Genomic DNA, 14,178 nt, shown 5'->3' with positions numbered 1-14,178 from the left:
GGCACACATCCGCGCCACGAGTGAGAAGCGAAGGAAGCGATGAGCGAGAGCAATCCCATCAAGCGGGCGGCGGAGAAGGTCGTCGACACCCTGCGCGCCGACGGGGCGGGCCCCGAGGACGGGATCCCCGGGAAGCCGGGCCCCCAGTCCCCTCCGGTCGCCGAGCCGACGACCCCGGCGGACCCCCTGCCGCCCAAGCCGGACCAGAGCGGGCCCGACACCGTGTCCCCGACGGGACAGCCCACGGGAGCCGACCAGGCCCGCGTCGCGCAGTCCGGCAGCTACCTGACGAACGCCCAGGGGACCCGCCTCCACGACACCGACCACTCGCTCAAGGCCGGACCCCGCGGCCCCGTACTGCTCCAGGACCACCACCTGCGCGAGAAGGTCATGCACTTCGACCACGAGCGCATCCCGGAGCGGGTGGTGCACGCCCGGGGCGCGGCGGCCCACGGGGTGTTCCAGAGCTACGGCACGGCGGCCTCCGTGACCAAGGCCGCCTTCCTCGCGGAGGACGAGGAGACGCCCGTCTTCGTGCGGTTCTCCACGGTGCTGGGCTCGCGCGGCTCGTCCGACACCGTGCGGGACACCCGCGGTTTCGCGACGAAGTTCTACACCAGCGAGGGCGTCTTCGACCTGGTCGGGAACAACATGCCCGTCTTCTTCATCCAGGACGCCATCAAGTTCCCGGACGTCATCCACGCGGGCAAACCGCACCCGGACCGCGAGATCCCGCAGGCGCAGAGCGCGCACGACACCTTCTGGGACTTCGTCACCCTGCACACCGAGGCCACCCACCACACCCTGTGGAACATGTCCGACCGGGGCATCCCGCGCTCGTACCGCACGATGGAGGGCTTCGGCGTCCACACCTTCCGCCTGGTCGCCGCCGACGGCGGCACGACGCTGGTGAAGTTCCACTGGAAGCCCAAGCTGGGTGTGCACTCCCTGGTCTGGGAGGAGGCGCAGATCATCAACGGCGTCGACCCCGACTTCCACCGCCGGGACCTCGCCGACGCCATCGAGGCGGGCGCGTACCCCCAGTGGGAGCTGGGCATCCAGACCTTCCCGGACACCCCGGACCAGACCTTCGAGGGCATCGACCTGCTGGATCCGACCAACCTCGTCCCCGAGGAACTGGCACCCGTACGGCCGGTCGGGCTGCTGACCCTCAACCGCAACCCGTCGAACTTCTTCGCCGAGACCGAGCAGGTCGCCTTCCACGTCGGCCACCTCGTGCCGGGCGTCGACATCACCGACGACCCGCTGCTGGCGGGACGCCTGTTCTCCTACCTCGACACCCAGATCACCCGGCTCGGCGGCCCCAACTTCCCCCAGCTGCCCATCAACCGGCCGCACGCGCCGGTCAACGACATGCTGCGCGACGGCATGCACCAGACGGCCGTGCACCGGGGTGTCGCCCCCTACCGGCCCAACTCCCTCGACGGCGGCTGCCCGTTCACCGCCGGCGCGGACACCGGGGCCTACATCGAGTCGCCGGTGCCGGTGCCCGCGGCCACCAAGGTGCGTGAGGCACCCGAGTCGTTTGCTGACCACTTCAGCCAGCCGCGTCGGTTCTGGCTCAGCATGAGCCCGGTGGAGCGCGAGCACATCATCGGCGCCTACACCTTCGAACTCTCCAAGTGCTACGAACAGGCCATCAGGGAGCGCGCGTTGCAGGTCCTGGCCAACATCGACCCGGAGCTGTGCGGCGAGGTGGCGACGGGCCTCGGTCTGCCGGCGCCGCAGCCGACCGTGCCGCTCGCGGACGTCGAGCCCAGTCCGGCCCTGTCGCAGGTGGGCCGCACCTGGCCCACGGACGGCCGGATCATCGGCATCGTCGCGGGTCCGGACGGCGACCTCGACGGGGTACGCGCCGTGCGCGACGCCGTCCTCGAAGGCGGCATGGTCCCCCTGGTGATCGGCCCGGTCGGCGGCACCCTGGGCCCCTTGACGGTGCAGCGCACCTACGCCACCGCGCGGTCCGTCGAGTTCGACGCGCTGCTGCTGGCGGGAACTCCCGCCGTGGGCGGCGACGCCTACGGTGCCCGTGACGCCAAGGGGCTCCCCGCCGCCGCGGGTCCGGCACCCCTGGACCCGCGCGTCGGCCTGCTGGTGTCGGAGGCCTTCCGGCACGGCAAGGCCCTCGGTGCCTGGGCGGGCGGCGAGGCCGTCCTCGACGCGTCCGGGGTGCCCGCCGGCGCACCGGGCGTCGTCGCCGGCACCTCGGGCACGGCCGTCCTGGAGCAGCTCACCCGCCTCCTGGGCGAGCACCGCGCGTGGGACAGGTTCACCGCGGCCTGACCGGCCGAGTCCCGGCCTGACCGGCCGACCGGCCGACCGGCCCACGAGGCCCGTCCACCCGCCCGGGGGGGGGGGGGGGGGGGGGGGGGGGGGGGGGGCGGGGGGGCCCCGCGGGCCCCCCGGCGGCGCGGCCCCCCGCGCCCCGGCGCCCCCCCGCCCCCCCCCCCCCCCCCCCGCCCCCCCCCGCGGGGGGCGGGGGCCCCCCCCCCCCCGCCGGGGCGCCCCCCACGGCTCCTCCTTCTCCGGCGTTCTCCCGCCAGGAGCGGCCCGTGCAGACCTTCCTCCCGCATGCCGACTTCACGGCGTCCGCCGTGACCCTCGACCCCCGCAGGCTGGGAAAACAGCGCGTCGAGACCCTCCAGGTGCTGCGCGGCCTGACCGTCCCCGGCTACGGCTGGCGGCACCATCCGGCGGTCCGCATGTGGACCGGCTACGAGGAGGCGCTGGTCCGGTACGGCCTGGAGGTCTGCGGAACGTGGACCGCGGCCGGGCGCGCCGACACCTGCGCCGTCTCCCTGCTGACCGGCTTCACCGGCGACCGCGGCGAAACCCGTGTCCGCACCCAGCGGGAGCTGGCCGACGCCGGTGAACTGCCGCCGTGGCTGGGCGACCCGGAGTTCCACCGCAGCCACCGGTCCGCACTCGTGCGCAAGGACCCGGACTTCTACGGCCCCCTCTTCCCGGACGTGCCCGACGACCTGCCCTACGTGTGGCCCGCCTCGGACCGCACGCCCTGACGCCACGCCCCGAGGCGGCGGAGGCGTGGCGTCAGGGCGTGCGGTGGCACGGCGTGAAAGGCCGGGAGCGGTGTATCAGTTGTCGACGTCCCGGTCGAAGTCCTTGGCGCACTGCTCGCGTTCGGCCTGCGTGCCGGCGTGCTCGACACAGTCGGAGTAGTTCTTGAACTCGTCCGAGTTGAGCAGCGACACACCCGCGGCGAGGATGACCGACGAACCGATCAGGCCGAGGGCTCCCGTCACCGCGCCGACGATGGCCATGACGCCGTTGGTGGCGATGCCACGCCTCGCGCGGCGGTGTCCCAGGACGCCGAAGACCAGGGCGAGCAGCCCGAGGACGATGCCGCCGAAGACGGTCCAGAAGAGCACGACGGCCACGATGCCCAGCACGAGCGCCGCGATCCCGAATCCGTTGCGGTGCCCGGGCGTCGTGCCGTACGGCGGCCGGGGCTGTCCATACGGGTCTTGGGCCGAGGTCATGATGGTGACTCCCTCCGGTACGTGGAACGCGGTCGCGGTGCCGTCCGCGCGGTCGCGGCCGGCGGTGCAGGTCGGTTGCCCCCTGGGTCCCGGCCCATGCCCGCGGTCGGCGCGCCACCCGCGACGGCCGAACCCGTCCGCCGGTCGAGCCCCCTTGTGCCTGATCGGCGTCCGGCAGGGTAGGCGGACGGGGACAGCGACCGATCCGATCCGAGGAGGACCACGATGGGCACCGTCATCCAGCGCATCAAGGAGTTCAGCAGGAGCCCCCAGGGCCGCCGCACCATGGAGCAGGTGCGCCGCACGGCCTCCGACCCGCGCCGGCGGGCCCAGGCGCGCCGGCTGCTGGACCGGCTGCGCACCCGGCGGTAGCCGGCCGGGCGGGCCGGTGACCGACTGTTCTAAAGTGACTGCCGTCAGTCAGTTCCCGATGACCTGGGACGGAGAGGTAGTCACCCATCATGCCGACCGAAACGTTTGAGTTCCGCGTAGAGGCCCGTCAGCTTCTGCAGCTGATGATCCACTCGATCTACTCGAACAAGGATGTCTTCCTGCGTGAACTCGTCTCCAACGCCTCGGACGCGTTGGACAAGCTGCGCCTGGCGGCGCTGCGCGACGACACGCTGGACGCCGACGTGTCCGACCTGCACATCGACATCGAGGCCGACGGCGAGGCCCGCACCCTGACCGTGCGGGACAACGGCATCGGCATGTCGTACGACGAGGTGGCGGAGCTGATCGGCACCATCGCCAACTCCGGCACGGCGAAGTTCCTCGAACAGCTGCGGCAGGCCGACGACGAGGCCGGCGCCGAGAACCTCATCGGGCAGTTCGGCGTCGGCTTCTACTCCAGCTTCATGGTGGCCGACGAGGTCACCCTGGTGACCCGGCGGGCCGGCGAGGCACAGGGCACGCGCTGGTCCTCGCGCGGCGAGGGCACCTACACGCTGGAGACCGTCGACGGGGTGCCGCAGGGCACCACGATCACCCTCCACCTCAAGCCGGCCGACCCCGAGAACCAGCTCCACGACTACACCTCGCCGTGGAAGCTCCGGGAGATCGTCAAGCGGTACTCGGACTTCATCACCTGGCCGATCCGGATGGCCCCCCAGGCCCCGGCCGGCGACGGCGGGGAGAGCGACGGCGCCGCGCGCGAACCCGAGACGCTGAACTCGATGAAGGCGCTCTGGGCGCGCTCCCGCGACGAGGTCGAGGACGCGGAGTACCACGAGCTCTACAAGCACATCAGCCACGACTGGAACGACCCGCTGGAGACCGTCCGGCTCCAGGCGGAGGGCACCTTCGAGTACCAGGCGCTGCTGTTCATCCCCTCGCACGCCCCGCACGACCTGTTCACCCAGGGCCACAAGCGCGGCGTCCAGCTCTACGTCAAGCGCGTCTTCATCATGGACGACTGCGAGGCCCTCCTCCCGCCGTACCTGCGGTTCGTGAAGGGCGTCGTCGACGCCCAGGACCTCTCGCTCAACGTGTCCCGTGAGATCCTCCAGCAGGACCGCCACATCCAGCTGATGCACCGGCGGCTGGCGAAGAAGGTCCTGTCCTCGGTGAAGGACATGATGAACGCCGCCCCCGACCGGTACGCCACGTTCTGGCGGGAGTTCGGCCCCGTCCTCAAGGAGGGGCTGGTGACCGACGCGGACAACCGTGACGCCCTCCTCGCCGTCTCGTCGTTCGCCACCACGCACGACGCCTCCGAGCCGACGACGCTCAAGCAGTACGCGGAGCGGATGAAGGACGGACAGGACGCCGTCTACTACATGTGCGGCGACTCCCGCGACGCCATCGAGAACTCGCCGCACATGGAGGCCTTCAGGGACCGCGGCATCGAGGTCCTGCTGCTGACCGACCCGGTCGACGAGGTGTGGACCGACGCCGTCGCCGAGTTCGACGGCAAGCCGCTGCGGTCCGTGGCCAAGGGCGAACTCGCCCTCGACGGCGACGGCGACGAGGAGAAGCCCGCGGAGGGCCGGGAGAAGCAGAACGAGGAGTACGCCGACCTGCTCACCTGGATGAAGGAGCAGCTCGGCGAGGACATCAAGGAGGTCCGGCTGTCCTCCCGACTCACGGTCTCCCCGGCCTGCCTGGTCTCCGACACCGACGACCTGACCCCGGCGCTGGAGAACCTCTACCGCGCGATGGGCCAGGACGTCCCCCGCGCCCGGCGCATCCTCGAACTCAACCCCGACCACACGCTCGTCAAGGGCCTCAACCGGGCCCTGCGCGACCGTGCGGACCGGGCCGCGCTCGCCGAGGACGCGCAACTCCTCCACGGCCTCGCGGTACTTGCGGAAGGCGGCCGGCCGAAGGAGCCCGCCCGCTTCACGCAACTCCTCGCCGAACGCCTGGAACGCGCCCTGTAGCAGCAGGAGTTGAGAAAAGGGCGGCGCCACGCCCGAGGCGCCGCCCCCCGACGAACTGTCAGCGGTATGTTGAAGAATGAGAGAAAGAGAGATCAACTCCGGGCAAGACGGGGTAGGCGATCTCGAGTCCCTGCCCTGAAAGAGGTCCCGCTGATGCCGCTCACCGCGATCCGGCCGCAGTCCGCCGACACGCCTCGCACCCCGGCCACGGCCGACATCCTGCGCATCGTCTCGGACGCCCGCACCCCGGTCTTCGTCACCGTGCACGCCAACGGCCGCCGCAGGTACAGTTATTGGCGCCCGCTGGACTCCACCACCGGCAGAGGCGGCTGCTACGTCGCCCTCCCCACCGCCGAGTGCGACGAACTGCAGGCCGCCGGCCGCATCACCCTCGGCGACCCCCTCACCGACCCCACGAAGACCACCTACCGGGTCCGGCCGCTGCGCACCGCCCAGCCACCCACCCGCATACCCCCGGCCACCCGTCGCCCGTATGCGGTCCCGGCCCCGGTCCGGACCCGGGAGCGCATACGGGCGGCGTGAGCCGGCACGCGCGGCACCGCCCCGTCAGACCGGCGGCGCGACCACCGCACGCCGCGTCGGCGTCATCGCCCAGCGGATCGCCGCCGTCATCGCGGCGCCCAGCGGCCGTACGCACAGGTTGTCGACCACGGCGAACCGGGGGAGGCGCAGCTCGGCGGCGGCCCAGTCGGGCAGCAGCGACACGGCGTTGGCGGCCAGTACCGCGTAGGGCAGGCGGGCGACGAGGGGGACCGGCGGGTTCAGCAGGAGGAAGCGGGCGGTGTCCCGGGCCTCGGGAGTGGCGCGCAGCTCCGGGCGGTACGCCGACAGCCGCGCCGCGAGCGACGCCCTGCTGCGCGGCGGATCGGGGATGCCGAGGGCGACGGCGATCCGCGCCGTGTCCTCGACGTATCCGTCGCATTCTTCGTCCGACAGGGGGCGCAGGCCGTAGCGCTGGTGCGCGCGCAGGAAGCTGTCGACCTCGGCGACGTGCACCCAGGCCAGCAGGTGCGGGTCCGAGGCGCGGTACGGCTCCCCGCTCGCGGTGACCCCGCGGACGCGTTCGTGGACGGCGCTGACCTGGTCGCAGGCCTGCTGGGCGTGCTCGGCGGTGCCGTACGTCGTCGTGGCGAGGAAGGTGCTGGTGCGCTGGAGCCGGCCCCACGGGTCGCCCCGGAAGCCCGAGTGCGCGGCCACGGCGGCCATGGCGAGCGGATGCAGCGACTGGAGCAGCAGGGCGGACAGCCCGCCGACGAACATCGAGGCATCGCCGTGCACCCGGCGGACGGGACGCTCCGGTCCGAACCAGCGCGGGCCCGGCGTGCCGTGGATGCGGGCGCGGTTGCGCGCCCCCTCGGGCCCGGCGACGCGCGCGAAGAGACCCTGCCCCAGCCGCTCGCGCGGACCCGGGCCACCCGTTCCGATCGTCCTCATGGCTGCCGTGGCCTCCTCTCGGCCCACCGGGAAGCGCAGGCCCGTGGCGTCCGTTCCTTTCTACCTCCACAGGGGCGCGCGAGGCGACGCGCCGACGGCGGCAGCGGTGCCGGACGGCGACCGGGAACAGGCGACCGGGAACAGACGATCAGGAGCAGTCGTACACGAACCGGGCCTCGGCCGACCGCCGCTCGGGTGACAGCACCCGCAGCCCCGCCACCGCCGCGTGCCGGCCGGGCCCCCGGAAGGTCCACAGCAACTGGAGCCGCACATGCCGCTGTCCCCGCGCGACCGTGGCGTGCCGTACGGCGGAGGAGGTGCCGTCGCTGCGCACCCACCGGTAGGAGAGCGTGCCAGGCCGGCCGTCGGTGCGGACGACCCCGACCACGCCGGCGGTCGTGTCACAGCCCTGGAGCTCCCGCGCGACCGCCACCGACACCTCCCGCACGCCCACCGTGGATGCCGTGTGCTGACGCCAGAACACGAACAGGACGGCGGCGACCAGCACCAGCGCGGGCAGCGCGTGTCGCCGCAGCCGGCGGCGCGGCGGCGGAGCCACGGGCGCGGACGGCGTGGGCCGCGGGCGCCGGGTCGGGGCCGCCGTCACGCCGGGACCGAAGCGCAGGACGGTCCCGTCGTCGGGGACGGCCACCGTGCCGGCCACGAGGGTCGGGGCGGGGCCCGGGGCGGAGGCGGGTCCGGGGTCGGGCAGCTGGACCCAGTGGCTGGCCAGCACGGTCGCGCTGTAGTCGTCGTCCCCGGCCCCGGGTTTCGCCGGGGGGAGGGAACCGGGTGCGGGCGTCGCGCCGTCGGGGGTGGTCATCGGAGTTCACACTGCCTGGTCAGGAGCTGCTGGGAGGCGCCGCCGCCGGCGGCGGCGGCGCCGGTGCCGACCTGGACCGTCCAGTAGCAGCCGGTGCCCTGGAAGGCGTGGTCGACGGTGAAGGAGTACTGGGTGGCACCGCTGCGTTGCTGCGTCGTCGGTGTCCCGTCGCCGGTCCCCGGCCGGCCGCCGACGTTCCCGGTGAACCAGCCGACGGTGACGGAGAACGGGCCGGTGCCGTCCGTGGTGACGGTGACCGTCGCCGTGGCCGTGCCGGGCCCGGTCTGCCGGAAGCCGGTCACGGTGACGTCCTCGACCGCGGGCGGGCCCGGGGGAGCGGAGGTGCCGGCCGTCGCGCCGGGAGAGGCCGGCACCGAGGGCTCCGCGGTGGCCGGCCCCGCGCTCGGGGTGGCCTGCGACGCGGAGGGCGAGGGGTCCGGGGACACGGACGGGGGAGCCGGGCTGCCGGACGAGGCGGTGGCGGACGGCGCGTCGGAGGGCGTCGGCGTCGGCGACGCGGCGCTCGGTGGGACCGTGCCCGTGGGCGCGGCGGGTACGGCGGGTACGGCACTCGTGGTGGCCAGGGCCTGCGCGGCCTGACGGGAGTCGGCGACGGTGTCCGCGCCGACGCCGCGCCCCGCCAGGATCGCCACGAGCACGACGGCCACGGACACCGCGAGCCCCGGCCAGGTGGGCCGCCACGGGCGCAGGCCGCCGCCCGCGCCCCGGCCGAACACCGTACGGGCCGTGTCGGTGGCGGCCGACGGCGTCTCCCGGCCCGCCGGACGGGGGAACAGCAACAGCGCGACCAGCGCGGCCAGCCGGCCCCGTCCCCGCTCCTCCCAGTCGCTCCCGTACGCCGCCACGGCGACCCCCTCCAGCTCCGCGACGAACGCCGTCGCGTCCGAGGGCCGCTGCTCCGGCGACTTGGCCAGACCCCGGCCGACCAGCGACCGCACCGTCTCGGGCACCTCCGCGACCGGGATCGCGCCCTCGACGTGCTGCAGCGCCAGCTCGGCCAGGTTGTCGCCCGTGTAGGGCCGGCGCCCGGTCAGGCACTCGAAGAAGGTGGCCGTGGCGGCGTACACGTCACCGGCGGGCGAGGCCGGGGCGCCGGTCCACTGCTCCGGGGCCATGTAGGCGGGCGTCCCCGCGGCGCCGGCCCGCACACCGGCGTCCACGGCGATGCCGAAGTCGACCAGCTTGGACACGCCCTCGGGGGAGACCAGGACGTTCTCCGGTTTGTAGTCCCGGTGGACCACGCCGACCCGGTGCGCGTCGGCGAGACCGAGCAGCGAGCCCTTGAGGACGACCAGCGCGGCCTCGGGCGACAGCGGGCCCCGCCGGGCCAGCGCGGTCCGCAGGGAGACGCCGTCCACCAGTTCCATCACGATGGCGGCGCCGTTCGTGGCCTCGACGTACTCGTAGAGACCGGCCACGTGCGGGCTGCTCAGTCCGGCGAGCAGCTGCGCCTCCGCGCGGAACCCGTGCACGAAGCCCGGCCGCGTCCGCAGCGACTCGCTGAGGTACTTCACCGCGACCGGCACACCCGTCGGCTCGTGGACGGCCAGCACCACCCGCCCGCTCGCCCCGGACCCGAGTTCGAGCGACTCGGAGTACCCCGGTACCGCCCATGTGTTCATCGCCGTCCCCCAGCCCGCACCACGCCCGTGTCACCGCGCCCCGGCACACCGGGCCACGCGGACGAAGACACGTTTTCGGCCAGAGCGGTTGCAGGCCGGCCGCGGACGTCACACCCGACAGCGGCCGTCACACCCGGCCGCGAACCCGCCCGCGGCGGCCGGCCGCCGGAAGTCGCGCATCGGGGCGGGCGGGGTCGGCCCGGTCGTCGCCGTCCGGGTGAGCGGGACGGTCACCGTCCCGCCGGCGGGCACCGGACGGGCCGACGTGCCGGAGCCGCCGGGCCGGCCGTGGCGGCCGGGCCCGTTCCATCGGCGGACCCTTTCGACGTCCCACGTCCCACGTCCCACGTCCCCGGGGTCAGGGGCGGCACGGGGCGGCCGGCCGGTGCCGGTTCTCTCCGGCGTCCTCGTCCTGCCGGGTCCCTCCCCGGCGCGCGGCGGCGAGCCCGCCGGCGGCGAGGAGGGCGCTCAGCGCGGTGAGGATCGTGCCCCGCCAGCCGAGCGCGTCGAGGAGGGGCCCGGTGACGGCCGCGCCCAGCGCGCCGACGGCGAAGTAGAGCACGAGGTAGACGCCGGTGAGACTGCCGGCGCGGCGGGGGTCGACGGCGACGACGACGCTCTGGTTGGCGGCCTGCGCGGCGAAGCAGCCGGCGTCGAACAGGGCCAGCCCCACCACGGTCGCCGCCGGGTGCGGGAAACCGGCGGCCAGGACCGCCGTGCCGAGCGCGGCTACCGTCACGGCCCCGACGGTGACCCGGCCCGGCGTGTACCGGTCGACCAGGCGGCCGGTGAACGGCAGCGCCGCGAACCCGAGGAGACCGGCCAGGCTGTACAGACCGATGGCGGCGGCGTCGAGCGAGTGGGGCGGACGCGCCAGCGTCAGGGCGAGGGCCACCCAGACGACGTTGAACGCGAAGTACCACAGGCCACCCAGGGCCACGGCGCGGCGCAGCGGGCGGCGCCGGAGCAGCAGGGGTGCCATGGCCGCGAGCGCGGCGGGATACCCCTCCGCGGGGCGCGGGCGTTCGCGGGGCAGGAGCCGCGAGGCGGCGATCGCGCCGAGGAGGGCGAGGCCGGCGAAGACCAGCAGCATGCGGCGCCAGCCGAGCAGGTCGGCCAGGCTCCCGCCGGCCCAGCGGCTCAGCAGGATGCCGGCGGACAGGCCGGTGGCGACCGTGGCCATGGCCCTGCCGCGCCGGCCGGGTGCGGCGTACCGGCCCGCGATGGCACCGGCCTGCGCCGCGACCCCGGCCATCGCGCCGATGAGCACACAGGCGGCCAGCAGGACCGGCGCGTTCGGCGCGGCGGCGGCCAGCACGAGCGCCCCGGCCAGAGCGCACAGCTGGACGCCGACCAGCCGGTGCGGGGCGATCCGGTCGGTGAGGGGCAGCAGCAGCGCGAACCCCGTCGTGCAGCCGACGAGGGTGGCCGTCGGGACCAGCCCCGCCGTGGCGGGGGACAGGCCGAGGTCGGCGGCCACGTCGGTGAGGGAGGGCTGGAGGACGTAGTTGTTGGCGATCGCCGTCGCCGCGGTGCCCGCGAGCAGCAGGGTGCCGTACCGGGGGAGGGCAGGGCCGCTCACGGCCGGTCGGCCTGGGCGCGGATGACGACGTACCGGCACTCGGCGTCGCCGTCGTTGGCGAAGGTGCAGGGCGCGGGCTCGCCGAGTTCCACGGTGTCGCCGGGGCCGAGGTCGTGGACGGTGCTCCCCTCGTGGAAGGTCAACCGTCCGTCCAGCACCCACACCACCTGCCGGGCGAACGCGAAGGACGCCGCCGGGTACGACACCGCCGCCCCGGCGGGCAGCCGGATCTCCGCCGTCTCCACGGGGAAGCGCGGTCCGGTGATCTGACGGCGCCGGTAACCGGTGTCTGGATCGCGCCACTCGGCCGCGTCGCCGTACCGCCTGACCCCGGCCGTGCCGTCGGGCCCGTGGCCCTCGGCCTCGGCGAGCGCCAGGAGCGAGGAGACGCTGAGCCGGAAGGCGGCGGACAGCTTGCCGAGCACGACGGCCGTGGGGCTGCTCTCGCCCCGTTCGATCCGGTGGATCATCGCGCGGGAGACCCCGGAGGCCTCGGCCAGCTCGTTGAGGGTCCAGCCGCGTCGCTCGCGCTCGGCGCGCACGCGGACGGCGATCCGCCCCACCAGGGGATCTACTATGTTGGACATGGTGACAATATATGAGAAGCGTGAGGTGGTGCGGGTCCGTCCGGCGACCGCGGCCGACGGCGAGGCCATCCGCGTCATCCGCAACCACGCCGTCGCCACCTCGACGGCCCTGTGGACCGACACCCGGCAGTCGCCGGCCGACGCGGCGGTCTGGCTCGCCGCGCACCTCGCGCGAGGCTCGGCGCTCGTCGCGGAGTCCGGCGGTGAGGTCGTCGGGTTCGCGGTCTACGGCCCCTGGCGCGACCTCGACGGCTACCGCCACACCGTGGAGAACTCCGTCTACGTCCGTGAGGGCAGCCAGGGCCTGGGGATCGGCGGCGCGCTGCTGGGCGCCCTCGTCGAGGCGGCGCGCGGGGCCGGGCACCACAGCATGATCGCCGGGATCGAGTCGGGCAACGCCACGTCGATCCGGCTGCACCGGCGGTTCGGTTTCACCGAGGTGGGCACGGTGCGCGAGGCGGGGCTGAAGTTCGGCCGGTGGTTCGACCTCACCATCATGCGGCTGGCACTGGAGGACTGAACCCGCGGCGACCGGGGCGGGCCCGGGAGCGCCGGCGTACGGACCCGGGGCGCCGGCGTACGGACCCGGGGCGCCGGCGTACGGACCCGGGGGCGTGACCGGCCTGCCGGCCGGGGCTCCCGGGTCCGCCGCGGATCAGGCCGTGTGCAGGGTCAGCCCGTAGCGGTTGAGGATCTCGTTGACCGGCTGGAACCAGGTCTCCCCGCCGCTCGCGCAGTTGCCCCAGCCGCCCGAGGTGACGCCCTGCGCCTGGTCACCGCTGAGGAACGAGCCGCCCGAGTCGCCGGGTTCCGCGCACACACTGGTCTTCGTCATCTGGTGCACCGCGCCCTGGCTGTAGTTCACCGTCTCGTTCTTGGCCAGCACCCTGCCGCAGTGCCAGTGCGTCGTGGAGCCCGACCGGCAGATCGAGCTGCCGACCGGCGCCTCGGCCGAACCGCGCACCAGCTGGTCGGGGATGGTTCCCCAGCCGAGCACGACCGGTACGGTCCACCAGCCGCTGCCGACGTTCACCCAGGCGTAGTCGTTGTCCGGGAACGACGAGCCCTGGAAGGTGCCGACGTAGGAGCGGTCCCAGCCGCTGACACCGGCGCCCGCCCGGCCGCAGTGCCCCGCGGTGACGAACCCGCCGTGCACCGAGAAGCCTATGGAGCAGCGGACGTTGCCCGTGTAGTACGGGTCGCCGCCGACCGTGCCCGCCGCGAAGGTCCGCGGCGCCGCGGCGACCGTCTCGACGCTGACGGGACCGGCCTCGCGGGCCCGGGAGACGAACCGGCGGACATCGTTGTCGGCGGCCCTGTCCCGGACCACCTCGACCACCAGCGTGTTGGCCTCGGGGTCGACGTGCCAGCTGCTCACCCCCTGTGGGGCGGGCAGCCGGTCCACGCGCTCCTTGGCCGCGTCGAGTTCGCGCGCGCTGTGCTCGACGGTGCGCACGGCGGCGCCGGTGGAGCGGACGGCGCGCAGCGTCGCGGGGGAGGCGTCGGAGGTGACGGCCACGGTCAGCCGGCCTTCCGCCGCGTCGAACCACGCACCGCCGTAGGACGCTCCGGCGGCGCTGCGGGCCCGCGGCTCCACGGCGGTGGCGGTGCGCTCGGCCGAGAGCCGCTCCTCGGCCTGACGCTTCGACAGGCCGAGGTCGCGCTGCATCGCGGCCAGCAGTCCGGTGGAGACCGGCCGGGAGTCCGCGGCGGCCGGTGCGGGGGAGTCGTTCGCCGCCGCGGGCAGGACGGAGCCGGTGGTCCAGCTGCCGGCCAGGAGCAGGACGGCGAGTCCGGCGTACTTGAGTCTGCGGTGTCTCAAGGGAGTTGCCCCTTCGTCGTTCCAGCGGGGTGGGGGTGGAACAACCGCGTCTGAGAGCGCTCTCGTACGGATGGGTAGAGGGTAGCCATCCGTCGTGGACAGGTCCATGCCAATCACAGACTTCGGTTTCCGGTGGCTCCGTGGCGCGCGCCCCGACACGGGTGCGCCCCGACAGCCGCACGCCTCGGCGCACGCCGGGTCGGCGCGCGCCGAGGCGCTGGGCTGGGGTGTGCGTGTGTCGAGGCGCTGGGCTGGTGTGTGCGTGTGTCGCGGAGCCGGTGTCCTTCCGGTGACCGGTCCGATGGGGGCGCCTCAGCGGTTGCGCAGGGCGCTGGTGGCGAAGAAGCCGGTGGCGGCCGCGGTG

General features: G+C 74.3%; 13 protein-coding genes. 6 read left to right on the top strand and 7 right to left on the bottom strand.

Annotation, left to right across the window (positions count from 1 at the left end; translation table 11 throughout):
* Positions 1–39 precede the first annotated feature (39 nt).
* Together ACGFQC_RS27855 and ACGFQC_RS27850 are read left to right on the top strand one after the other, a co-directional pair.
* Positions 40–2,304, top strand: a complete 2,265-nt coding sequence (locus ACGFQC_RS27855) for a catalase (RefSeq protein ID WP_363089617.1) — start codon at positions 40–42, stop codon at positions 2,302–2,304.
* 269 nt (positions 2,305–2,573) lie between these two features.
* A complete protein-coding gene (locus ACGFQC_RS27850) occupies positions 2,574–3,041 on the top strand; it encodes an MSMEG_6728 family protein (RefSeq protein WP_363089616.1) in 468 nt (155 codons plus the stop codon).
* 75 nt (positions 3,042–3,116) lie between these two features.
* Here the strand turns inward: ACGFQC_RS27850 and ACGFQC_RS27845 are convergent, their stop codons facing one another.
* Positions 3,117–3,521: a DUF4190 domain-containing protein gene (locus ACGFQC_RS27845; protein ID WP_363089615.1), complete on the bottom strand. Its 405-nt coding sequence runs from the start codon at positions 3,519–3,521 to the stop codon at positions 3,117–3,119.
* A 225-nt stretch (positions 3,522–3,746) separates the two neighbouring features.
* On the opposite strand from ACGFQC_RS27845, the gene ACGFQC_RS27840 reads away from it, so the two are divergent.
* The 3 genes from ACGFQC_RS27840 to ACGFQC_RS27830 all read left to right on the top strand — a co-directional run bounded on the left by ACGFQC_RS27840 (position 3,747) and on the right by ACGFQC_RS27830 (position 6,445).
* On the top strand, positions 3,747–3,893 hold the full coding sequence (locus ACGFQC_RS27840; protein ID WP_363089614.1) for a hypothetical protein: 147 nt from the start codon (positions 3,747–3,749) through the stop codon (positions 3,891–3,893).
* A gap of 89 nt (positions 3,894–3,982) precedes the next feature.
* On the top strand, positions 3,983–5,902 hold the full coding sequence (gene htpG / locus ACGFQC_RS27835; protein WP_363089613.1) for a molecular chaperone HtpG: 1,920 nt from the start codon (positions 3,983–3,985) through the stop codon (positions 5,900–5,902).
* Between the two features lie 153 nt (positions 5,903–6,055).
* Positions 6,056–6,445, top strand: coding sequence for a hypothetical protein (locus tag ACGFQC_RS27830; protein ID WP_363089612.1), 390 nt, complete (start codon positions 6,056–6,058; stop codon positions 6,443–6,445).
* Between the two features lie 24 nt (positions 6,446–6,469).
* Here ACGFQC_RS27830 and ACGFQC_RS27825 read toward each other — a convergent pair whose 3' ends face one another.
* The 5 genes from ACGFQC_RS27825 to ACGFQC_RS27805 all read right to left on the bottom strand — a co-directional run bounded on the left by ACGFQC_RS27825 (position 6,470) and on the right by ACGFQC_RS27805 (position 11,992).
* Complete coding sequence (locus tag ACGFQC_RS27825; RefSeq protein ID WP_363089611.1) at positions 6,470–7,357, bottom strand: oxygenase MpaB family protein; 888 nt, start codon at positions 7,355–7,357, stop codon at positions 6,470–6,472.
* 148 nt (positions 7,358–7,505) lie between these two features.
* Positions 7,506–8,180 (bottom strand): hypothetical protein, encoded by a 675-nt coding sequence (locus tag ACGFQC_RS27820; RefSeq protein ID WP_363089610.1) that lies wholly within the window; start codon positions 8,178–8,180, stop codon positions 7,506–7,508.
* Entirely contained in the window at positions 8,177–9,823 is a 1,647-nt protein-coding gene (locus ACGFQC_RS27815; RefSeq protein WP_363089609.1) for a protein kinase, read from the bottom strand. The genes ACGFQC_RS27820 and ACGFQC_RS27815 overlap by 4 nt, the downstream gene beginning before the upstream one ends.
* Positions 9,824–10,181: 358 nt before the next feature.
* Entirely contained in the window at positions 10,182–11,405 is a 1,224-nt protein-coding gene (locus tag ACGFQC_RS27810) for an MFS transporter (protein ID WP_363089608.1), read from the bottom strand.
* On the bottom strand, positions 11,402–11,992 hold the full coding sequence (locus ACGFQC_RS27805; protein ID WP_363089607.1) for an XRE family transcriptional regulator: 591 nt from the start codon (positions 11,990–11,992) through the stop codon (positions 11,402–11,404). Before ACGFQC_RS27805 ends, ACGFQC_RS27810 begins: the two co-directional genes overlap by 4 nt.
* Here ACGFQC_RS27805 and ACGFQC_RS27800 point away from each other — a divergent pair.
* Complete coding sequence (locus ACGFQC_RS27800) at positions 11,991–12,512, top strand: N-acetyltransferase family protein (RefSeq protein ID WP_363089606.1); 522 nt, start codon at positions 11,991–11,993, stop codon at positions 12,510–12,512. The genes ACGFQC_RS27805 and ACGFQC_RS27800 overlap by 2 nt on opposite strands.
* 135 nt (positions 12,513–12,647) lie before the next feature.
* Here ACGFQC_RS27800 and ACGFQC_RS27795 read toward each other — a convergent pair whose 3' ends face one another.
* Entirely contained in the window at positions 12,648–13,814 is a 1,167-nt protein-coding gene (locus ACGFQC_RS27795) for a S1 family peptidase (protein WP_363089605.1), read from the bottom strand.
* Between the last annotated feature and the right edge of the window lie 364 nt (positions 13,815–14,178).

This window comes from Streptomyces sp. NPDC048734 (assembly GCF_043198675.1).
In the GTDB taxonomy this organism is placed as follows: Bacteria; Actinomycetota; Actinomycetes; order Streptomycetales; family Streptomycetaceae; genus Streptomyces.
This window is presented reverse-complemented; position numbering and strand designations above follow the sequence as displayed.

What these genes read in the sequence shown, in the direction of transcription:
- ACGFQC_RS27855 (WP_363089617.1), top strand. Translation starts at nt 40, where the DNA reads ATGAGCGAGAGCAATCCCATCAAGCGGGCGGCGGAGAAGGTCGTCGAC.
- ACGFQC_RS27845 (WP_363089615.1), bottom strand. Translation starts at nt 3,521, where the DNA reads ATGACCTCGGCCCAAGACCCGTATGGACAGCCCCGGCCGCCGTACGGC.
- ACGFQC_RS27840 (WP_363089614.1), top strand. Translation starts at nt 3,747, where the DNA reads ATGGGCACCGTCATCCAGCGCATCAAGGAGTTCAGCAGGAGCCCCCAG.
- htpG (WP_363089613.1), top strand. Translation starts at nt 3,983, where the DNA reads ATGCCGACCGAAACGTTTGAGTTCCGCGTAGAGGCCCGTCAGCTTCTG.
- ACGFQC_RS27830 (WP_363089612.1), top strand. Translation starts at nt 6,056, where the DNA reads ATGCCGCTCACCGCGATCCGGCCGCAGTCCGCCGACACGCCTCGCACC.
- ACGFQC_RS27825 (WP_363089611.1), bottom strand. Translation starts at nt 7,357, where the DNA reads ATGAGGACGATCGGAACGGGTGGCCCGGGTCCGCGCGAGCGGCTGGGG.
- ACGFQC_RS27820 (WP_363089610.1), bottom strand. Translation starts at nt 8,180, where the DNA reads ATGACCACCCCCGACGGCGCGACGCCCGCACCCGGTTCCCTCCCCCCG.
- ACGFQC_RS27815 (WP_363089609.1), bottom strand. Translation starts at nt 9,823, where the DNA reads ATGAACACATGGGCGGTACCGGGGTACTCCGAGTCGCTCGAACTCGGG.
- ACGFQC_RS27800 (WP_363089606.1), top strand. Translation starts at nt 11,991, where the DNA reads ATGGTGACAATATATGAGAAGCGTGAGGTGGTGCGGGTCCGTCCGGCG.
- ACGFQC_RS27805 (WP_363089607.1), bottom strand. Translation starts at nt 11,992, where the DNA reads ATGTCCAACATAGTAGATCCCCTGGTGGGGCGGATCGCCGTCCGCGTG.